This window comes from Streptomyces sp. NPDC047841, from assembly GCF_040704085.1.
GTDB classification, from domain to species: Bacteria; Actinomycetota; Actinomycetes; order Streptomycetales; family Streptomycetaceae; genus Streptomyces; species Streptomyces argyrophylli.
This window is the reverse complement of record NZ_JBEYRP010000006.1, coordinates 272,018-291,782: the sequence shown is the minus strand read 5'-3', so window position 1 is coordinate 291,782 and position 19,765 is coordinate 272,018. Positions and strand designations below refer to the sequence as shown.

The 19,765-nt window shown below is 72.5% G+C and carries 16 protein-coding genes; 4 read left to right on the top strand and 12 right to left on the bottom strand.

The window, feature by feature from the left end:
• Positions 1-215 precede the first annotated feature (215 nt).
• The 3 genes from AB0947_RS11980 to bldG all read right to left on the bottom strand — a co-directional run bounded on the left by AB0947_RS11980 (position 216) and on the right by bldG (position 3,982).
• A complete protein-coding gene (locus AB0947_RS11980; protein ID WP_366750216.1) occupies positions 216-2,618 on the bottom strand; it encodes a sodium-translocating pyrophosphatase in 2,403 nt (800 codons plus the stop codon).
• Between the two features lie 401 nt (positions 2,619-3,019).
• The gene (locus AB0947_RS11975; RefSeq protein ID WP_366750215.1) at positions 3,020-3,454 is read right to left on the bottom strand and encodes an ATP-binding protein; all 435 of its coding nucleotides are present in this window, start codon (positions 3,452-3,454) and stop codon (positions 3,020-3,022) included.
• Positions 3,455-3,640: 186 nt separating this feature from the next.
• Positions 3,641-3,982: an anti-sigma factor antagonist BldG gene (bldG, locus tag AB0947_RS11970; RefSeq protein ID WP_014674042.1), complete on the bottom strand. Its 342-nt coding sequence runs from the start codon at positions 3,980-3,982 to the stop codon at positions 3,641-3,643.
• A gap of 80 nt (positions 3,983-4,062) precedes the next feature.
• Between bldG and AB0947_RS11965 the strand changes: the two genes are divergently transcribed.
• A complete protein-coding gene (locus AB0947_RS11965) occupies positions 4,063-6,549 on the top strand; it encodes a DEAD/DEAH box helicase (protein ID WP_366750214.1) in 2,487 nt (828 codons plus the stop codon).
• On the opposite strand, the gene AB0947_RS11960 is transcribed toward AB0947_RS11965, so the two are convergent.
• From AB0947_RS11960 to ssd, 7 genes are all read right to left on the bottom strand, one after another.
• Complete coding sequence (locus tag AB0947_RS11960) at positions 6,482-6,940, bottom strand: Rv3654c family TadE-like protein (protein ID WP_366750308.1); 459 nt, start codon at positions 6,938-6,940, stop codon at positions 6,482-6,484. The two genes, AB0947_RS11965 and AB0947_RS11960, sit on opposite strands and share 68 nt — an antisense overlap.
• A gap of 119 nt (positions 6,941-7,059) precedes the next feature.
• Positions 7,060-7,398 carry a TadE family type IV pilus minor pilin gene (locus AB0947_RS11955; protein WP_366750213.1) on the bottom strand — a complete coding sequence of 113 codons (339 nt, stop codon included), beginning with the start codon at positions 7,396-7,398 and terminating at the stop codon, positions 7,060-7,062.
• Positions 7,399-7,420: 22 nt separating this feature from the next.
• Positions 7,421-7,621 (bottom strand): DUF4244 domain-containing protein, encoded by a 201-nt coding sequence (locus AB0947_RS11950; protein WP_078611786.1) that lies wholly within the window; start codon positions 7,619-7,621, stop codon positions 7,421-7,423.
• A 173-nt stretch (positions 7,622-7,794) separates the two neighbouring features.
• Positions 7,795-8,577 carry a type II secretion system F family protein gene (locus tag AB0947_RS11945; protein WP_366750212.1) on the bottom strand — a complete coding sequence of 261 codons (783 nt, stop codon included), beginning with the start codon at positions 8,575-8,577 and terminating at the stop codon, positions 7,795-7,797.
• Positions 8,578-8,718: 141 nt separating this feature from the next.
• Entirely contained in the window at positions 8,719-9,579 is an 861-nt protein-coding gene (locus AB0947_RS11940) for a type II secretion system F family protein (RefSeq protein ID WP_366750307.1), read from the bottom strand.
• A 215-nt stretch (positions 9,580-9,794) separates the two neighbouring features.
• Entirely contained in the window at positions 9,795-10,985 is a 1,191-nt protein-coding gene (locus tag AB0947_RS11935) for a TadA family conjugal transfer-associated ATPase (RefSeq protein ID WP_366750211.1), read from the bottom strand.
• Positions 10,982-12,088 (bottom strand): septum site-determining protein Ssd, encoded by a 1,107-nt coding sequence (gene ssd / locus AB0947_RS11930; protein ID WP_366750210.1) that lies wholly within the window; start codon positions 12,086-12,088, stop codon positions 10,982-10,984. Before ssd ends, AB0947_RS11935 begins: the two co-directional genes overlap by 4 nt.
• Before the next feature lie 592 nt (positions 12,089-12,680).
• Between ssd and AB0947_RS11925 the strand changes: the two genes are divergently transcribed.
• A complete protein-coding gene (locus AB0947_RS11925; protein WP_366750209.1) occupies positions 12,681-13,511 on the top strand; it encodes an HAD-IB family hydrolase in 831 nt (276 codons plus the stop codon).
• A 327-nt stretch (positions 13,512-13,838) separates the two neighbouring features.
• Here AB0947_RS11925 and AB0947_RS11920 read toward each other — a convergent pair whose 3' ends face one another.
• On the bottom strand, positions 13,839-14,663 hold the full coding sequence (locus tag AB0947_RS11920) for an oxidoreductase (protein WP_366750208.1): 825 nt from the start codon (positions 14,661-14,663) through the stop codon (positions 13,839-13,841).
• Between the two features lie 101 nt (positions 14,664-14,764).
• On the opposite strand from AB0947_RS11920, the gene AB0947_RS11915 reads away from it, so the two are divergent.
• Positions 14,765-15,745, top strand: coding sequence for an ATP-binding protein (locus AB0947_RS11915; protein ID WP_366750207.1), 981 nt, complete (start codon positions 14,765-14,767; stop codon positions 15,743-15,745).
• A gap of 3 nt (positions 15,746-15,748) precedes the next feature.
• Here the strand turns inward: AB0947_RS11915 and AB0947_RS11910 are convergent, their stop codons facing one another.
• A complete protein-coding gene (locus tag AB0947_RS11910) occupies positions 15,749-17,014 on the bottom strand; it encodes a hypothetical protein (RefSeq protein WP_366750206.1) in 1,266 nt (421 codons plus the stop codon).
• A 338-nt stretch (positions 17,015-17,352) separates the two neighbouring features.
• On the opposite strand from AB0947_RS11910, the gene AB0947_RS11905 reads away from it, so the two are divergent.
• Entirely contained in the window at positions 17,353-19,698 is a 2,346-nt protein-coding gene (locus AB0947_RS11905) for a SulP family inorganic anion transporter (protein WP_366750205.1), read from the top strand.
• The last annotated feature ends 67 nt before the right edge of the window (positions 19,699-19,765 follow it).

Below are 19,765 nucleotides of genomic sequence, written 5' to 3'. Positions count from 1 at the left end.
GCTCTCGGCCCCCGGAATCTACACGGCGGACGCACTCACTCCCCTCGCCGGGGGAGGCATAAGTCGGGTTTTGTGATCTTTCGCGCCATGGGAGAGAAGGCTCACGGCGTGGGCGAGCCCACAGACGACGGGTGGGCGGGCGGCGTCAGTACACGCCGCCCGCCCACCCGTTCGAGCAGGGCCTTGCCGTCTCGGCCCGGTCGGGAGCCGCCCGTCTACGAAACCACCGCGGCGTCCGGCGGGTTGGCGACCCGACCGGCGCTGTCGTCGTCCCCGACGGCGATCCCGCGCCGCTTGGAGATGTAGACGGAAACGACGATCACCAGCAGCGCGAGGATGGCGATCCCGATCCGCACGCCGAGGTTCTTGTCGTCGCCGTAGGAGAACTTGATCACTGCCGGTGCGATGAGCAGCGAGACCAGGTTCATGACCTTCAGCAGCGGGTTGATCGCGGGTCCGGCGGTGTCCTTGAACGGGTCGCCGACCGTGTCCCCGATCACCGTGGCCGCGTGGGCCTCGCTGCCCTTGCCGCCGTGGTGGCCGTCCTCGACGAGCTTCTTGGCGTTGTCCCACGCGCCGCCGGAGTTGGCGAGGAACACCGCCATCAGCGTGCCCGCGCCGATCGCGCCGGCGAGGTAGGAGCCGAGCGCGCCGACCCCGAGCGTGAACCCGATGAAGATCGGCGCCATGACGGCGAGCAGACCGGGCGTGGCCAGCTCCCGCAGGGCGTCCTTGGTGCAGATGTCGACGACCTTGCCGTACTCGGGCTTCTCGCTGAAGTCCATGATCCCGGGCTTCTCGCGGAACTGCCGCCGCACCTCGAACACCACCGAACCCGCCGAACGCGACACCGCGTTGATGGCCAGGCCGGAGAAGAGGAAGACGACCGCGGCGCCCGCGATGAGGCCGACGAGGTTGTTGGGCTGCGAGATGTCCAGGGACAGGCTGAGCGGCGACCCCGGCCCGGTGAGCTTCGCGCCGACGTCCTGCACGTTGGTGGTGATCGCGTCGCGGTACGACCCGAACAGCGCCGACGCGGCGAGGACGGCGGTGGCGATGGCGATGCCCTTGGTGATGGCCTTGGTCGTGTTGCCGACCGCGTCCAGGTTGGTGAGCACCTGCGCGCCCGCCCCCTCGACGTCGCCGGACATCTCGGCGATGCCCTGCGCGTTGTCGGAGACCGGCCCGAAGGTGTCCATGGCGACGATCACGCCGACCGTGGTGAGCAGGCCCGTGCCGGCCAGCGCGACCGCGAACAGCGCCAGCATGATCGACGTACCGCCGAGCAGGAACGCGCCGTACACCCCGAGCCCGATGAGCAGCGCGGTGTAGACGGCGGACTCCAGGCCCACCGAGATGCCGGAGAGGACGACGGTGGCCGGGCCGGTGAGGGAGGTCTTGCCGATGTCCCGCACCGGACGGCGGCTGGTTTCGGTGAAGTAGCCGGTCAGCTGCTGGATGACGGCGGCGAGCAGGATGCCGATGGCCACCGCGACCAGCGCGAGGATGCGCGGATCGCCGTCCTTGCCCTTGATCGCCGCGTCGGTGACGCCGTCGAGGGCGGAGTACTTCGACGGCAGGTAGACGAAGACGGCGATCGCGACCAGCGCCAGCGAGATCACCGCGGAGATGAAGAAGCCGCGGTTGATCGCGGACATGCCACTGCGGTCGGCCCGGCGGGGGGCGACGGCGAAGATGCCGATCATCGCCGTGATCACCCCGATGGCGGGCACCAGCAGCGGGAACGCCAGCCCCGAGTCGCCGAAGGCGGCCTTGCCGAGGATCAGCGCGGCCACCAGGGTCACGGCGTACGACTCGAACAGGTCCGCCGCCATGCCCGCGCAGTCGCCGACGTTGTCGCCCACGTTGTCGGCGATGGTCGCGGCATTGCGCGGGTCGTCCTCCGGGATGCCCTGTTCGACCTTGCCGACCAGGTCGGCGCCGACGTCGGCGGCCTTGGTGAAGATGCCGCCGCCCACCCGCATGAACATCGCGATCAGGGCGGCACCGAGGCCGAAGCCCTCCAGTACCTTCGGCGCGTCGGCCGCGTACACCAGCACCACACAGGAGGCGCCCAGCAGGCCGAGCCCCACCGTGAACATGCCGACGACACCGCCCGTGCGAAATGCGATCTTCATCGCCTTGTGGGAGACGGTGGTGAGATCCTTTTCCGGCTCGCCTTGCGCCGGGGTCGCTTCCCGGGCCGCCGCGGCGACCCGCACATTGCTGCGTACGGCGAGCCACATGCCGATATAGCCGGTGGCTGCCGAGAACGCCGCTCCGATCAGGAAGAACACCGAGCGACCGGCCCGCTGATTCCAGTCGTCCGCGGGCAGCAGCATGAGCAGGAAGAAGACGACGACGGCGAATACGCCGAGCGTGCGCAACTGCCGGGCGAGATACGCCTTGGCGCCTTCCTGGACCGCCTCGGCGATCTTCTGCATGCTGTCGGTGCCCTCGCCGGCCGCCAGCACCTGGCGGACCAGGATTCCCGCGACCACCAGCGCAGCCAGGGCGACCGCCGCGATGACGGCCACGATGATCCGGTTGTCGTCGGTCAGGACCGCGGCCGCGAGGGACGTGGGGTGACCCGACTGAGGAATGGAAAGCCCCGCCATTCGTCCTCCTTGACGCTTGGGCTGAGCTCAAGATGTGGACGGATTGTAGGTACCGCCGTGTGATCTAAACAGGTGACGGTGACGGTAAACGGAATTGGCCTGCGTGTACATACAGCGGACCAGAACGATGTAATGCCCCAAAGCCATTGTCGGCCACCCGAGCACTTGATCAAATTACCACGGTTTTGATCGTGAATTCGTTCACGAATTCCATAGTGCCAGGAAAACGCGGCAGGGGCCCTGCTCGGCAGGGCCCCTGTGCGCTTGTCGGGTGGTTGTGGCGGCTACGGCCAGTCGGGTGAGACGGGTCAGGTGTGACCGGTCGGCCGACCAGGCGGGTGCAATCCGGCGCCCGACATCAGGCCGGCGGGATCAGGCGAGCGGGTCGGGCGGGCGGAGGTTCAGGCGAGCGCGGCGGCCGGCGGCGCGGTCGGCCAGGTCATGCGGATCAGGCCCCCGTTCTGCCCGGTGCTGACCTCCACGTCGTCGACGAGACCGCTGATGACCGCGAGGCCCATCTCGTCCTCTTCGACCTCCGCCTCGGCCTCCTGCCCGGCGCCGGGCGTGTCGCCGCCCGGGGCGGCATGCGGCGCCTCGTCGCCGACCTCGATGGAGAACTGTTTCTCCTCTTCGATCAGCGCCACCTTCACCGGTGCCGTGACGCCGCTGTTCTGGTGGAGTCCGACAGCGCGGGAGCAGGCCTCGCCCACGGCGAGCCGCACCTCGTCCAGGACGGCCTCGTCCACTCCGGCCCTGCGCGCCACCGCTGCCGCCACCAGCCGGGCGGTCCTGACGTGCTCGGGCAGCGCGCTGAAGCGGAGTTCGACGGTGGCCATGCATCCCCCTCGCGACTACGGGCGTGCGGTCGGGGGCGGGGCCGCCGAGCGCCCACACCCCCCGGTGTACATACATCTGTGTCCCGGGCCGCCGCGTCGGCAGCTGCCCAGGACGGGACCGGCCGGCGACCGGGCCCCGGCAGGAGCCCGGTGCCGGCGAGCGGTCCGGGATCGGTCAGTCGCCGATCAGTCGGTGGCCGCCACCGCTTCCTCGACCGTGGTGTGAATCGGGAACACCTTGGTGAGGCCGGTGATGCGGAAGATCTTCAGAATGCGCTCCTGGTTGCAGACCAGACGCAGCGAGCCCTCGTGGGCACGAACCCTCTTCAGGCCGCCGACCAGCACGCCGAGCCCGGTGGAGTCGAGGAAGTCCACGCCTTCCATGTCGACGACGAGGTGGAAATTCCCGTCGTTCACCAACTCGACCAGCTGCTCGCGCAGCTTGGGCGCGGTATATACGTCGATTTCGCCACCGACCTCGACGACCGTACGATCGCCGACGGTACGGGTCGACAGGGACAGGTCCACGGATCCTCCAGCACCTTGCTATCGAGCGGTCGCCCCTTGGGCACCTCGCTTGCGGCCCCCGGGACGTTTCGCCAGCCGCGATGGCATTCGATCACTTACCGGCAGGCGTGCACGACGCCTTGGCTCCATTGTCCGTCACGCCAGTGACACACTCGGTGCCGATGGCCAAGAATCACCGATCCGATCGAACCCAGGCCCGCCCGGCCTCCCGCCCGTCTCCGGGCGCGGTCCTGGACCGGCTCGCCTCCGGGCCGAGCCGGGCTGCGCGCATCACTCATACGGAGCACTTGCCCCCGCGTGCGGGCCGCCATGCCGTCTGGCCTGACCGGATTCGGCCCGAGGTGATCGCGGCCGTCCAGGAGTGCGGCATCGAGCACCCCTGGGCGCACCAGGCGCTGGCCGCCGAGCACGCCCTGGACGGCGACTCGGTGGTCGTCGCCACCGGCACCGCCTCCGGCAAGTCCCTCGCCTACCTCGTGCCCGTCCTGTCCACCCTCCTGGACGGCGCGGAGGCCCCGAACGGCCGTGGTGCCACCGCTCTGTACCTGTCCCCCACCAAGGCGCTCGCGGCGGACCAGTGCCGGTCGGTGAAGGAACTTTCACAACCCCTCGGCACCGCGGTACGGCCGGCCGTGTACGACGGCGACACCCCGTTCGAGGAACGGGAGTGGATCCGCCAGTACGCCAACTACGTCCTCACCAACCCGGACATGCTGCACCGCGGGATACTCCCCTCCCACCCGCGCTGGTCCTCCTTCCTGAAGTCGCTCAGGTACGTCGTCATCGACGAGTGCCACACCTACCGGGGTGTCTTCGGCTCGCACGTCGCCCAGGTGCTGCGCCGGCTGCGCCGCCTGTGCGCCCGCTACGGCTCCTCCCCCGTGTTCCTGCTGGCCTCGGCGACCGCCGCCGAACCCGCGGTCGCCGCCCGGCGGCTGACCGGCCTGCCGGTCGTCGAGGTCGCCGACGACGCCTCCCCGCGCGGAGAGCTGGTGTTCGCCCTCTGGGAGCCGCCGCTCACCGAACTGAGGGGCGAGAGAGGCGCACCCGTTCGGCGCACCGCCACCGCCGAGACCGCCGACCTGCTCACCGACCTCACCGTGCAGGGCGTGCGCTCGGTCGCCTTCGTGCGCTCCCGGCGCGGCGCCGAGCTGATCTCGGTGATCGCCCAGGAGAGGCTCGCCGAGGTCGACCGCTCCCTGGCCCGGCGTGTCGCGGCCTACCGCGGCGGCTACCTCCCCGAGGAGCGCCGCGCCCTGGAACGCGCCCTGCACTCCGGGGAACTCCTCGGCCTCGCCGCCACGACCGCCCTGGAGCTGGGCGTGGACGTCTCCGGTCTGGACGCCGTGGTGATCTCCGGCTACCCGGGCACCCGTGCCTCCCTGTGGCAGCAGGCCGGCCGCGCGGGCCGCTCCGGCCAGGGCGCCCTCGCGGTCCTCGTCGCCCGCGACGACCCGCTGGACACCTTCCTCGTCCATCACCCCGAGGCCCTGTTCGACCAGCCGGTGGAATCGACGGTCCTCGATCCCGACAACCCCTACGTCCTCGCCCCGCACCTGTGCGCCGCCGCCGCGGAGCTGCCGCTGACCGAGGAGGACCTGGACCTCTTCGGCCCGGCCTGCGCGGACGTGCTGCCGCAGCTGGAGGCCGCCAAGCTGCTGCGCCGGCGCACCAAGGCCTGGCACTGGACCCGCCGGGAGCGGGCCGCCGACCTCACCGACATCCGCGGTGCCGGCGGCCGTCCGGTGCAGGTCGTCGAGGCCACCACGGGCCGTCTGCTCGGCACGGTCGACGCGAGCGCCGCGCACTCCACGGTCCACGAAGGCGCCGTCCACCTGCACCAGGGCCGCACCTACCTGGTGCGCTCCCTGGACCTGGAGGACTCCGTCGCCCTGGTCGAGCAGGCGGACCCGCCGTACTCGACGGTCGCCCGCGACACCACGTCCATCTCCATCCTGGAGACGGACACCGAGATCCCGTGGGGCGCCGGCCGCCTGTGCTACGGCTCGGTGGAGGTCACCAACCAGGTGGTCTCCTACCTGCGCCGGCGCCTCATCACCGGCGAAGTGCTGGGCGAGACGAAACTCGACCTCCCTCCTCGTACGCTGCGCACACGCGCGGTGTGGTGGACGGTCACCGAGGACCAGCTGGACGAGGCCCGGATCACCCCGGAGATCCTCGGCGGCTCCCTGCACGCCGCCGAGCACGCCTCCATCGGCATGCTGCCCCTCTTCGCGACCTGCGACCGCTGGGACATCGGCGGCGTGTCCGTGCCCCTGCACCCCGACACCCTCCTGCCCACGGTCTTCGTCTACGACGGCCACCCCGGCGGCGCCGGATTCGCCGAGCGCGCCTTCCACACCGCCCGTGCCTGGCTCACCGCCACCCGCGAGGCCATCGCCTCCTGCGAGTGCGAGGCCGGCTGCCCGTCCTGCATCCAGTCCCCCAAGTGCGGCAACGGCAACGACCCCCTGCACAAGAGGGGCGCGGTACGCCTGCTCACGGCGCTGCTGCGGGGGGCGCCGGAGGAGGCGGGTGCGGGTGCGGCGGAACCGCGGGGAGAGTAGGCGAAGGGGCCGGCTGGACGCCGGAAACCGAGGACCCGTCCGGCACCCCGGGCGGTACCGGGCCCGCCGGTCCCGCTCTCGCCCCGACCTCCGCCGTGAACGGCCCCCTTCCCGCGGCCGCCGTCACCTCGGACGTGTCGCCCACGATCGCGCACCGCACCAGCCGTACTCCCTGCGCCGCCGCCAGCCGCCCGGCCCGCGCGCAGGCCGTCGGGCCGCCCTCCGCCCAGTGGTTCGCCGCCGCGAGCGCGGCCAGGTCGGCGCCACCGGCCGCCCGGTGCCGTACGACGACGGCCTGCCCGAGAGCCAGCACGGCGCCGAACACCACGCACAGCACGGCGATCGCCCCCAGGCTCCAGACGGTGGCCGATCCGCGGTCGGAACCGGACAGCCGATCCGGCTGAGCGGGCCCACCGCACCGCGCCTCCCGCCGTCCGTAGGACCGCGCCTCCCGTCGTCCGTCGGTGCGCTCGGTACGCGCTCGTCCGTCGGTCGGCCCACGCCGGCGCCTCATGGCCCCGCCTCCCTCGGTCCCACCGTGTCCTCGGCGAGGGCCACGGCCTCCTCCCGGACCTCGAACGGCAGACCGCTCAGCACCGGCGGCTTGGCCGCCACCGTCACCCGGACATGGTCGCCCTCCCGGGCGACGGTCACCCGCGCTCCCCTCGGCGCCGCGTCCCTGGTCACCGTCACCACCGCCTCGGCCGGATCCTGCCGGGCGGCGGCCCGGGCGCCCGCGCGGGCCGCGTCCACGCACTCGATCTGCGCCGCCACCACGAGCAGCCCCCAGACCAGCGCCATCGTGAACGCCACCAGCACGGACAGCACCACGGCCGCCTCCGCGGTCACGAACCCACGGTCCCCACCTCGCTCACATCCGCGCACTGAGGGCCTTCTTCACGATGGCCTGCAGCTCCGCCTGGACCTGGCCGCTGGTGACGACCTTGTAGAGCAGCAACGCGAAACCGACGGCCGCGATGATCCCCATGGCGTACTCGGACGTCACCATTCCGCCGTCCTGACGGCAGGCCCCGCGCACCCGGACCGCCGCTTTCCTGATCTTCTCGAACATTTCAACCCCCGTGAGATTCCTGGTCTTGTGGCTCGTGGTCGTCTGTCGTCGTGCGTGTCTGTCGTCGTGCGTGTCTGTCGCCGCTCGTCCTCTGTCGCCGCTCGTCCTCTGTCACCGTGCCTCGCGCTCACCCGACGTCTGCGTGCAGGTCCGCTCTCATTGCGCTCGTCGCCTCACCTCCCTCCCATCACCCCGCCCGCCAGCCCGATCACGACCGGCAGCACACCGACCGCGATGAACGCGGGCAGGAAGCACAGGCCGACCGGCGCGGAGATCAGTACGCCCGCCCGGCGTGCCCGGGCCGTCGCCGCCCGCGCCCACTCCGCACGCGCGTCCGACGCGAGCCGGGCGACCGGGCCGGCCGCGGGCAACCCGGACTCGTCGGCCCGCTCCAGCAGCCGCGCCAGCGCACCGGCACCGGGCAGCGCCGCCAAGCTCCGCCAGGCGTCCGCCGGTCCGCCACCGAGCCGGACCTCCGCCGCGCCCCGCGCCAGGGCCTGCCCGACGGGTCCGCCAAGGGCCTCCCCCACCGCCTGGGCGGCGATCACCGGGCCGGCACCGGCCGCGATACAGGCGGCCAGCAGATCGGCGGCGAGCGGAAGCTGGCGCGCGGCCCCGGCCGTATCGACCGCCTCCTGCCGCACCGCCGCCGTCTGACGACCCCGCCACCGCCACAGCACCGCGCCCACACCCAGCCCCAGTGCCACACCGGTGATCCCGCCGACCAGCACCCACACACCGCACGCCGCACCGGCCGTCGACACCCACCGCCGCCGAACGATGTCCGAAATCGTCAGCCGACCTGTCCGCTCGGGGACATCGAAGCCCAGCAGTTCGGCCACCCGGCGCCGCGCCCGGTGCCGCCGCCGCGCCAGTTCCAGCCACCGGACACCCCAGCCGAGGACCAGCGCAACGACCACCGCCGTCCCCAGCCTGTGGATGGTTTCCCCACTCACCCCGCACGCCCCTTCCCCGCCACTCGGCCACTCGGCCATTCGGCAATCACTCACTCGGTCACCCGATCACTCGGCCACTCGGCCACTCGGCCACCGGTCCCCCGGCCACCCGCACGGTTCGCCAAACACGCACGGCGCACCTCACACGGCCTCCGCCCCCCGCACGATCCGCATCGCCCACCACAGCCCGGCCGTCTCGAACACCGCGCCTGCCGTCAGGCAGCCGAGGCCCGCGCCGCTGTGCAGCAGCACCCGCAGGGGATCGGCGCCCATGGCCGTGCCGAGGAGCAGCCCGAGGGCGGGCAGTGCGGCGAGCAACACCGCGGTGGCCCGGGCGCCCGCCAACTGGGCGTTCACGTCGGATCGCTGGTCCCGCTCCGCGCGCAGGGCCGCGTCCAGCCGGTCCAGGCCGGTGGCGAGCCCGGCGCCCTGGTCCACGGCCACCCGCCAGCACGCGGCGAGCCCGAGCAGGCCCTCCGCCCCCGGCTGCCGAGCCGCCACGGCGAGCGCGCCGGGCACATCCCCGCCGAACCGTGCCGCGGCCACCACGGCGGCCTGTGCCTCGCCCAGCCCTCCGGAGTCCCGCGCGGCCCGCAAGAGCGCCTCCCCCGGCTGCCGTCCCGCCCGTACCTCCCCGGCGAGCCCACCGCACAGGTCGATCACCGCGTCGGCCCGCCGCTCCCGGGTACGCCGGGCCTGCCGGGCCTGCCTCGTCCGGCGCACCACGGGGACACCGGCGGCCCCCGCGACCACCGGGATCACCGAGGCACCCAGCAGGGCGATCCCCAGACCGGCGACCAGCACCCACCACTCGGCGCCCCATCGGCCGCGCCGCCGCCGCAGTTCCGCGCGGAACTCCTCCCAGACCGGCGGTCCCGTCGTCACCACCCCGGCGTCGGCCAGCAGCAGCCGCGCCCGCCGCGTCCCGTAGTGCCGCCCGCCCAGCAGCCACACCAACGCGCCGAGACAGACCAGAGCGGCCACCATGGAGGTCTCACCCATCACTTCCGTCACCCCTCTCCTCACCCCTCTCCTCACCGTCGGCCTGGGCCCACCCGCCGAACCTCACCGACGCGCCACTGGCCGCCGAAGGCATCGATCGGCCGTACCGCGCTGATCCGCCACCGACCACCACACGCACCGAGCCGCCGAACCTCACCGGCTGACCACCGCTGGTCCGCCGAACGAGCCGGCCCGGCGCGACCCCGCGCCCCCGCTCACTCACCCTCCAGCTCCCCCGCGTCCCCCACGAGTTGCCGCAACCGCCCCCACCCCCGCTCCCGCACGAACGCCCGCTCGCCCCAGCGCAGGGCCGGTACCGTCCGGACCAGCCCCGTGGTGTCCCGTTCCAGCACGTGCACCTCGGCGATCCGGCGCCGCCCGGACCGGTCCCGTACGAGGTGCACGACCACGGAGAGGGCCGCCGCCAACTGGCTGTGGAGGGCGGCACGGTCCAGCCCGGCGGCCGTGGCCAGCGCCTCCAGCCGGGCCGGTACATCCGCCGCCGCGTTGGCGTGAACGGTGCAACAGCCGCCTTCGTGCCCGGTGTTGAGGGCCGCGAGCAGATGCACCACCTCGGGGCCGCGTACCTCGCCGACGACCAGCCGGTCCGGCCGCATCCGCAGCGCCTGCCGTACCAGGTCCTCCAGGGTGACCAGGCCGGCGCCCTCCTGGTTGGCGGGCCGGGTCTCCAGCCGGACGACGTGCGGGTGGTCCGGCCTCAGCTCGGCCGAGTCCTCGGCGAGCACGATCCGCTCGCCGGGTCCGACGAGCCCGAGCAGGGCGCTGAGCAGGGTCGTCTTGCCGGACCCGGTGCCCCCGCTGACGAGGAAGGACAGCCGGGCCTCGAGCAGCGCCCGCAGGATCCGGTCACCGCCCGGTGGCACGGTGCCGGCCGCGACGAGCTCGCCGAGGGTGAAGGCCCGCGGCCGTACCACCCGCAGGGCGAGGCAGGTGCAGCCGACGGCGACCGGGGGAAGCACCGCGTGCAGCCGGGTGCCGTCCGGCAGCCGGGCGTCCGCCCAGGGCCGGGCGTCATCCAGCCGGCGTCCGGCCACGGCGGCCAGCCGCTGCGCGAGACGCCGTACGGCCGCCGCGTCGGGGAAGGTCACCGGGGTCAGCTCCAGGCCGCCGCCGCGGTCGACCCAGACCCGGTCCGGGGCGGAGACCAGGACGTCGGTGACGTCCGGGTCGGCGAGCAGGGGTTCCAGGGGGCCGGTGCCGACGAGTTCGGACCGCAGGTGCGCGGCCGCGCCGAGGACTTCCGCGTCGCCGAGCACCCGGCCCTGTTCGCGCAGGGCCTGGGCCACACGCGCGGGGGTGGGTTCGGCGCCGCTCTCGGCGAGCCGGCGGCGGACGCCGTCGAGCAGGGCCGCGCCGTCGGCCCGGTCGAGTCCGGGCAGCGTCATCGGACACCTCCCGTCTCGACCAGCGCGCGCTCCCAGAAGTGCGCGCAGAAACGGGCGAGCGGTCCGCGCCCGGTGGCGCCCGGCGGTTTCGTGCCGCCCCGCGGGCGCTGCAACGCCGGTTCGACGGGTACCTCGCCGGCCAGGGGCAGGCCGAGCAGCCGGGCCACCTCCTGGTCGTCGAGGCCGGGCGCGTACGGCCCGCGGACCGCGACCCGCAGGTCCCGCACGACCATGCCGACGGCGGAGGCGACGCGGCCGGCGGCGGCGACGGCCCGCAGCTCGGCCGGGACGACGAGCAGGGCCATGTCGAGCTGGGCGAGGGCCTCCGCGACCCCGTCGTCGAGGCGCCGGGGCAGGTCCACGACGACCGTGCCGCCGCGCCGCCGGGCGGCTGCCAGCACCGCGCGGACCGCGGGAGGCGGGACGGCGACGCAGTCGCCGCGGTCCCAGCTGAGCACGCGCAGGGAGTGCAGCTCGGGCAGCGACTCCTCCAGGGCGCCGCCGCCGACCCGGCCCCGGGAGGCGGCGAAGGCGGGCCAGCGCAGCCCTTCGGCGCTCTCGCCGCCGAGGAGTACGTCGAGTCCGCCGCCCAGCGGATCGGCGTCCACGAGGAGGGTGCGCAGTCCCTCACGCGCGGAGGTGACGGCGAGCGCGCAGGCGAGCGTGGACGCGCCGGCCCCGCCGCGACCGCCGATCACCCCGACGGTGAGGGCCGGGCGGCCGATGCCCTCGGCCACGTCGGCGATGCGGTCGACCAGCCACGGTTCGCCGTCGGGGAGCATCAGGACGTGGTCGGCGCCGATCTGGACGGCTCGTTTCCACACCCCCGGGTCGTCCTGGTCGCGGCCCACCAGCACCACCCCCGGCCGGCGCGCCACGCCGCGCATCCGGTGGGCGGCGTCGTCGCCGACGAGTACCAGCGGGGCGGCCGCCCAGCCGTCGCCGGATTCCGGTACGCCGTGGTGGACCTCGGGTGTGGCTCCCGCCGCCGCGCACAGGCGCAGCAGATCGTCCAGGAGGACGGCGTCCTCGGTGACGATGAGCGGCCGTCCGGGCCGCTCCGCGGGGCCGGGCGGCGGGTCGTGGGTGACGGTTCCGGTCACGGGTGTTCCCCCTTCGCTGGGCGGGCCGCGCAGCCCCTGCGACCACGCGATTCCCGAAGATGTGAAGAACCGGCAAGCGGCCTCCATATGAACGGCCGATAGGAACCGGCCATACGCGCTCCGGCAATGGGACCCGGCCATGAACTCGCCTCGGCCGGAGTGCGCTGGAATCACGGTGCAGTGATCCGCGAAATAATGTGGATCTTGGTCGATAACTGTGGACAACCCGGGCCCTGTGAATAACTCGGTCACCCATACCGGTGACCCCCGTGCCAGCGCGTGTGTGATATCCACAGTGCAGCCCGACGATTACCGTCGGTAACCGATCATGGGCATGGCAACGCCGCGGTCACGGCGGCGGACTGCCGGCCGTACGGCCGCGTGGGGGAAGGAGCGGAGGGAGAAAACCCATCCGGACATGCGACGACCCCCGCCGGGGGGGAGAGCGGGGGTCGTCCCCACGGCCGACTCGGGGGGGGAGGAGTCGGACCGGGTTAGCACGGTCGCGAACGATCCGTGACTTCCATGGTGTACCCGAGAGCCCTCTCAGGCAAACCCACGCGCCCCACCTTACGCCGAATGGTGGGCGCCTATGCTCAGGGACGTGGAAAACCACTCCTTGCCCCGCGCGGCGGCCTTCTTTGACCTGGACAAGACGGTCATTGCGAAGTCCAGCACCCTCACCTTCAGCAAGTCCTTCTACCAAGGCGGGCTGATCAACCGCAGGGCCGCGCTGCGTACCGCATATGCCCAGTTCGTCTTCCTGGCCGGCGGTCTGGACCACGACCAGATGGAGCGCATGCGCGAGTATCTCTCCGCGCTGTGCCGCGGCTGGAACGTCCGGCAGGTGCGGGAGATCGTCGCCGAGACCCTGCACGAGCTGATCGACCCGATCATCTACGACGAGGCCGCCTCGCTCATCGAGGAGCACCACGCGGCCGGCCGGGACGTGGTGATCGTGTCCACCTCGGGCGCCGAGGTGGTCGAGCCGGTCGGGGAACTGCTGGGCGCGGACCGGGTGGTGGCCACCCGGATGGTCGTCGGCGAGGACGGCTGCTTCACGGGAGAGGTGGAGTACTACGCCTACGGCCCGACGAAGGCCGAGGCCATCAGGGAGCTGGCCGCGTCCGAGGGCTACGACCTCGACCGCTGCTACGCCTACAGCGACTCGGCGACCGACCTGCCGATGCTCCAGGCCGTCGGGCACCCGCACGCGGTGAACCCGGACCGCGCACTGCGCCGCGAGGCATGCGCGCGCGGCTGGCCGATCCTGGAGTTCCGGCACCCGGTCCGCCTGAAGAAACGGCTGCCCGCGTTCTCCGTGCCGGCCCGCCCGACGCTGGTCGCCGCGGCGGCCATAGGCGCGGCAGCGGCGACCGCCGGCCTCGTCTGGTACACGAACCGGCGCCGTGGCACCGCCTGAACCGGCGCCCGTTTCACCCTGTTTGAACCTGAAAGTAAAGAAGTGCAGGCCGGGGTTCCGCTTCCCCCCGGCGCGCGGTACAAAGAACGTAGGCCCGCGAGACCAAAGGACATCCGCGAGGATCCCCTACCACTACGCATTGGCCCCACGGACCCAGCATGAACACCGGGCACCCACGCGACGTCGACCCGTCGATTACGGGCCAGCCGCACCAGGTGACGGGCAAAGATCCCGGCCTGATGGGCGACATATCGAGGACGCCTGGTAACCCGGTGATCATGCCAGCGGCGGTACGAGCACTCGTACCGCCGCACCCTTTTCGTCTTCTCAGGCCGCGCCGCGCTGGAGCGCCTCGCACACCGCCGTCGACTCGCGTACGCCAAGCTCCACCGCCCGGCCGCAGTGGGCGATCCAGGCAGCCATGCCCTCGGGGGTGCCGGAGACGTACCCGTCCAGAGCGGCCAGGTAGGAGGCGCGCCCCAGTTCGGCGTGGCCCACCTCGGCCGGGCAGACCGCCTTCGGGTCCAGTCCGCTGCCGATCAGCACGATCCGCTCGGCCGCGCGCGCGACCAGGCCGTTGTGGGAGGTGAAGGGGCGCAGCGCGAGCAGCTCGCCGTGCACCACGGCGGCCGTGACCAGCGCGGGCGCGGAGGTCCCGGCGATGATCAGGTCGGCCAGCCCCTCCAGCCGGCCCGAGACCTCCCCGGCGTCCGGCAGCGGCAGCTCGACCAGCGGCTCGTCGACCGGCTCGCCGGCCAGCCGCGGCCTGCCGACCTGGTCCTCACCGCTCGCCGCGGCCACCAGGTGCAGCCGGGCCAGCACCCGCAGGGGCGACTGGCGCCAGATGGACAGCAGCTGCCCCGCCTCGGCGGTGAGCCGCAGGGCCGCGCCCATGACCCGGGCCTCGGTGTCGACGCCGAAGTCGGTGCGCCGGCGCACCTCCTCCAGGGCCCAGTCCGCGCCGGACAGCGCCGCCGAGCCCCGGGCGCCGCGCAGGGCCGCCTCGGAGGTGATCTCGTTGCTGCGACGTCGCATGATCCGGTGGCCGTAGACCCGGTCCACGGCCTTGCGCACGGACTCAACGGACTCGGCCACACCGGGCAGCGAGCCCAGGGCCGCGAGCGGATCGGCGGTCGCGCCTGTCGTACTCATGAGTACGACACTACGCACCCCGTCGGCCCGCCCCACGAAGGAGTGGTCTTCTTCACTGCCGCGTGACACGCACAGCTATGACCCGACTACCCTTGGTGAACATGAAAATTGCTTTCGTCGGGAAGGGCGGCAGCGGCAAGACCACGCTCTCCTCCCTCCTCATCCGCCATCTCGTCGCCTCCGGCGCCCCGGTGGTCGCCATCGACGCGGACATCAACCAGCACCTCGGCCCCGCGCTCGGCCTCGGCGAGGAGGAGGCTGCGGCGCTGCCCGCCATGGGCGGACAGCTCTCGCTGATCAAGGACTACCTGCGCGGCACCAACCCGCGCATCGCCTCGGCCGCGACGATGATCAAGACGACCCCGCCCGGCGAGGGCTCGCGGCTGGTCGGGGTGCGCGAGCCCAACCCGGTCTACGACGCCTGCGCGCGCCCGGTGGAACTCGACGGCGGCGCCGCCCGTTTGATGGTCACGGGCCCCTTCACCGACGCCGACCTGGGGGTCGCCTGCTACCACTCCAAGACGGGAGCGGTGGAGCTGTTCCTGAACCACCTCGTCGACGGCCCCGGCGAGTACGTCGTGGTCGACATGACGGCCGGTTCGGACTCCTTCGCCTCCGGCATGTTCACCCGCTTCGACATGACGTTCCTCGTCGCCGAGCCGACCCGGAAGGGGGTCTCCGTCTACCGCCAGTACAAGGAGTACGCCCGCGACTTCGGCGTGGCCCTCAAGGTCGTCGGCAACAAGATCCAGGACCCGGACGACCTCGACTTCCTGCGCGAGGAGGTCGGGGACGACCTGCTCGTGACGGTCGGGCGGTCGGACTGGGTGCGCGCCATGGAGAAGGGCCGGCCGCCCCGGTTCGCCCTCCTGGAGGAGGCCAACGCCCACGCCCTCGACCTGCTCAGGGCCACCGTCGACGCCACCTACGAGCAGCGCGACTGGGAGCGCTACACCCGCCAGATGGTGCACTTCCACCTGAAGAACGCCGAGTCCTGGGGCAACGAGCGCACCGGGGCCGACCTGGCGGCGCAGGTCGACCCCCACTTCGTGCTCGGCGAGAGCGTGGCGGCGCCGGCCTGACGTCTACGGCTCCTGCGCCGGCGCCCCGGGCACGCCCTTGGGCGCGGGAGCCGGGTGGCCGGACAGGAAGGACGCCCAGCCCTGCCGTGGGGCCTGGCCCACCTTCAGGGTGCGCAGCTTCGCCAGGGTCGCCGGGTCCTGGGCGTCCAGCCAGTCGGCCAGCTGGTGGAAGGAGACACAGCGCACCTCGGGCTTGGTGCACACCGCCTTGACCACGTCCTCCACGGCGCGCATGTAGGTGCCGCCGTTCCAGGACTCGAAGTGGTTGCCGATGATCAGGGGCGCGCGGTTGCCGTCGTAGGCGCGGTAGAAACCCTGGATGAGTCCGTCGCGCATCTGGCCGCCCCAGTAGTCGAACTTGTCGGGGTCGCCCTGGGTCTTGGTGCCGGACTGGTTGACCATGAAGTTGTAGTCCATGGTCAGCTGCTCATAGCTGTGGCCGGGAAAGGGCACCAGCTGCATCGACAGGTCCCACAGGCCCTCCTTCTTCTTGGGCCAGACCTGGTTGTCGACTCCGCTGGAGTCGTAGCGGAAGCCCAGCTGGCGGGCGGCCTTGACGAAGTTCTTCCGGCCTTCCAGGCAAGGGGTGCGGGCGCCGATCAGCTCCTTGTCGTAGTCGAAGGGCAGCGGGGCCGTCCGCTTCATGCCCGTGTTGGTCCGCCATGACTTCACGAAGTTCTTGGCCTGGGCGATCTCGCTCTTCCACTCCTCCACCGACCAGGTGCCGACCCCGCCGTCGGGCCCGCAGAAGTGGCCGTTGAAGTGGGTGCCGATCTCGTTGCCCTCCAGCCAGGCCAGCCGTACCTGCTTGAGGGTGTCGGTGATGCCCTGCTCGTCGTTGAAGCCGATGTCGGAGCGGCCCGGCGAGTGCTGCGGGGGCTTGTACAGCTCGCGCTTCTCCTCCGGCAGGAGGTACACGCCGCTGAGGAAGTACGTCATGGTCGCGTTGTTCTCCTTGGCGACCTCACGGAAGTGCGAGAACAGCTTCTGGCTGTCCTCGCCCGCGCCGTCCCAGGAGAACACCACGAACTGAGGGGGCTTCTGACCGGGGCTCAGCCGCTCGGGCCGGGGCAGGTGCGGCTGGGATCCGGTGTAGGCGGTGGAACCGTCGCCGATCAGCCGGAGCACGCTGCCGGGCGCCGGCGCACCCTGCACCGGGCCGGGCGCCCCTTCCTTGGTGCCGCTGGGGCCGGTCGCGCAACCGGCCAACGACGCCGCACAGGCCGCGGCGACCATGGCGCCGACGGCGATCCTCTGGGTGGCGGCCATGTTCCGCCCACCTTCTTCCTTCTTCCAGGCACACGCTGACGAGGGCCGTTTTCGAGTGATGCGCCGGGTTCGCACCGGCAGCGCCGCCAAGGTCGCACGCGACCGAGAAGGAATTAGTACGACAAGCCGATCAAATGCTCACTTCACTCAAGCGGGCGATTGTTCACCCCATTTGCGCCAAAAGGTTATGCTTTGGCTTTACTCTGCATTACAGTTCTTTTACCGAGCGTTGATCCATCCCGCCGCTGCACGCCGTGACCCACGGCCGCGACCGAGCCCGCCCATCGCCGCGGCTCCCACCCAGTCCGCGACCGCGCCGCCCCGGAGGAGACGGGAACATGTCCGCCTGCGCACCCCCTCACACCCAGCAGCCCCACCCCCCGCACGACCCCGCACCGACCCGCCGCCGCTTCCCGGTCGCGGGCGCCGATCTGTCCGCGGCCGTCGCGGTCTTCCTGATCGCCCTGCCGCTCTCCCTCGGCATCGCCCTGGCCACCGGCGCCCCGCTCCAGGCCGGACTCGTCGCCGCCGCGGTCGGCGGGATCGTCGTCGGTCGGCTGGGCGGCTGCCCCCTCCAGGTCAGCGGGCCCGCCGCCGGACTCACCGTGGTCACCGCCGACCTGATCCACCGTTACGGCTGGCGGGCCACCTGCGGCATCACCGTGCTCGCGGGCCTCGCCCAACTAGGCCTCGGCTGCCTGCGGGTGGCGCGCGGCGCGCTCGCGGTCAGCCCGGCCGTGGTGCACGGCATGCTGGCCGGCATCGGCATCACCATCGCCGTCGCCCAGCTGCACATCGTCCTGGGCGGCAACCCGGACAGCTCCGTCCTCGCCAACGTGCGGCAGCTGCCCGCCCAGTTGGCCGGTCTGCACCCGGCCGCCGTGTCGATGAGCGCGCTGACCCTGGCCCTGCTGCTGGCGTGGCCCCGCCTGCCCGGCCGCGCCGGCCGGCTGCTGCGCAGGGTGCCGGCCGCCCTCGTCGCCGTCACCGGAGCCGCCGCGACCGCCGCCCTCACGGGACTGAGCCTCCCCCGCGTCGAGCTGCCGTCCTGGCACAGCCACGCCCTGGCCGGACTGCCCGAGGGCCCCGTGCTCGGCCTGGTGGCCGCGGTGCTCACCACCACCCTGGTGTGCAGCGTGCAGTCGCTGCTCGGCGCGGTGGCCGTGGACAAGCTGGTCGCCGCCCGCACCGGACCGCAGTCCCGCATCGGCCGCTCCGACCTGGACCGGGAGCTGCTCGGCCAGGGCGCCGCCAACATCGTCTCCGGGGCCCTCGGCGGACTGCCGATCGCGGGCGTGGCGGTGCGCAGTACCGCGAATGTGAAATCAGGTGCGGTCAGCCGGAACTCCACGATGACGCACGGCGTTCTCGTAGTAGTCGCCGCGCTGCTGATGGTCCCGGTCCTCGAGGAGATCCCGCTCGCCTCCCTCGCCGCCCTGGTGATGGCCGTCGGCATCCAGATGGTGTCCCTGCACCACATCCGCACGGTGACGCGCCACCGCGAAGTGCCGGTCTACGCCGTGACCACGCTCGGCGTGGTGGTCCTCGGCGTCCTCCAGGGCGTGTTCCTCGGAGTCGCCGTGGCGGTCGCCGTCGCCCTGCACCGCCTCGCCCGCACCCGCATCACCCACCACGAGAAGGAAGGGGTCCATCACGTACGCGTCCGGGGTCAGCTGACCTTCCTCGCGGTGCCCCGGCTCAGCAGAACCCTGCACCTCGTGCCCCAGGGCGCCCGTGCCGTCGTGGAGTTGGACGGTTCGTTCATGGACCACGCGGCGTACGAGTCGCTGCAGGACTGGCGCAGCTCCCACACCGCGCGGGGAGGCACGGCCGAGCTGTCGGGCCGGCGCGACGGAGTCCGGACCGCCGGGCAGGCCCCTGCCACCGAGTGCCGGTGCCGCCCCTGGACCCCCTGGCGCAACCACCAGGCCTGTTTCGCCGCGGCCGCCGCCCCGGCGGGCCAGGGGCCCGGCCGGGAACTGGCCCGTGGCATCAGCTCGTTCCAGCGGAACACCGCGCCGCTGGTGCGGGAGGAGCTGGCGCGGCTCGCCCGGGAGGGCCAGCGGCCCTCCCAGCTCTTCCTGACCTGCGCCGATTCCCGGCTCGTCACGTCGATGATCACCGCCAGTGGTCCCGGCGACCTGTTCGTCGTCCGCAACGTCGGCAACCTGGTGCCGCCACCGGGCGAGGAGCACGGCGACGACTCGGTGGCCGCCGCCATCGAGTACGCGGTGGACGCGCTCGGGGTGCGCTCGATCACGGTGTGCGGGCACTCCGGGTGTGGGGCGATGCAGGCACTGCTGGCCTCGGGGGCCGGCCAGGGGGACGGCACCCCGCTCCAGCGGTGGCTGCGGCACGGGTTGCCGAGCCTGGCGCGGACGGCCGGTGACCAGCCCGGACGGCCCCGGCTGGCCGGGCGGGAGCCCACGGACGCGGTGGAGCTGCTGTGCCTGACCAACGTGATCCAGCAACTGGCGCATCTGCGGGCGCACGGACCGGTGGCCCGGGCGCTGGCCGAGGGGGCGCTGGAGCTGCACGGCATGTATTTCCACGTGGGCGAGGCACAGGCGTACCTGCTCGCGGGGACGGAGGAGGAAGCGGTGTTCGAGGACGTCGCGGGAGGCATCGGTGGAGGTGAGGGGGCACACGAAGCGGTGCGGGCCACGAGCGGCCGACAGGTCTAAACCAATTTTCCGGTCGACCCTTGTCATCGGACCCCGGGTCTGATGAGCTGTGGCCTGGGACACAACG

Bases quoted from the DNA above. Each gene is read 5' to 3' on its own strand.
- AB0947_RS11980 (WP_366750216.1), bottom strand. From the start codon at position 2,618: ATGGCGGGGCTTTCCATTCCTCAGTCGGGTCACCCCACGTCCCTCGCG.
- AB0947_RS11975 (WP_366750215.1), bottom strand. From the start codon at position 3,454: ATGGCCACCGTCGAACTCCGCTTCAGCGCGCTGCCCGAGCACGTCAGG.
- AB0947_RS11965 (WP_366750214.1), top strand. From the start codon at position 4,063: ATGGCATTCGATCACTTACCGGCAGGCGTGCACGACGCCTTGGCTCCA.
- AB0947_RS11950 (WP_078611786.1), bottom strand. From the start codon at position 7,621: ATGTTCGAGAAGATCAGGAAAGCGGCGGTCCGGGTGCGCGGGGCCTGC.
- AB0947_RS11940 (WP_366750307.1), bottom strand. From the start codon at position 9,579: ATGGGTGAGACCTCCATGGTGGCCGCTCTGGTCTGTCTCGGCGCGTTG.
- AB0947_RS11935 (WP_366750211.1), bottom strand. From the start codon at position 10,985: ATGACGCTGCCCGGACTCGACCGGGCCGACGGCGCGGCCCTGCTCGAC.
- AB0947_RS11925 (WP_366750209.1), top strand. From the start codon at position 12,681: ATGCTCAGGGACGTGGAAAACCACTCCTTGCCCCGCGCGGCGGCCTTC.
- AB0947_RS11920 (WP_366750208.1), bottom strand. From the start codon at position 14,663: ATGAGTACGACAGGCGCGACCGCCGATCCGCTCGCGGCCCTGGGCTCG.
- AB0947_RS11915 (WP_366750207.1), top strand. From the start codon at position 14,765: ATGAAAATTGCTTTCGTCGGGAAGGGCGGCAGCGGCAAGACCACGCTC.
- AB0947_RS11910 (WP_366750206.1), bottom strand. From the start codon at position 17,014: ATGGCCGCCACCCAGAGGATCGCCGTCGGCGCCATGGTCGCCGCGGCC.
- AB0947_RS11905 (WP_366750205.1), top strand. From the start codon at position 17,353: ATGTCCGCCTGCGCACCCCCTCACACCCAGCAGCCCCACCCCCCGCAC.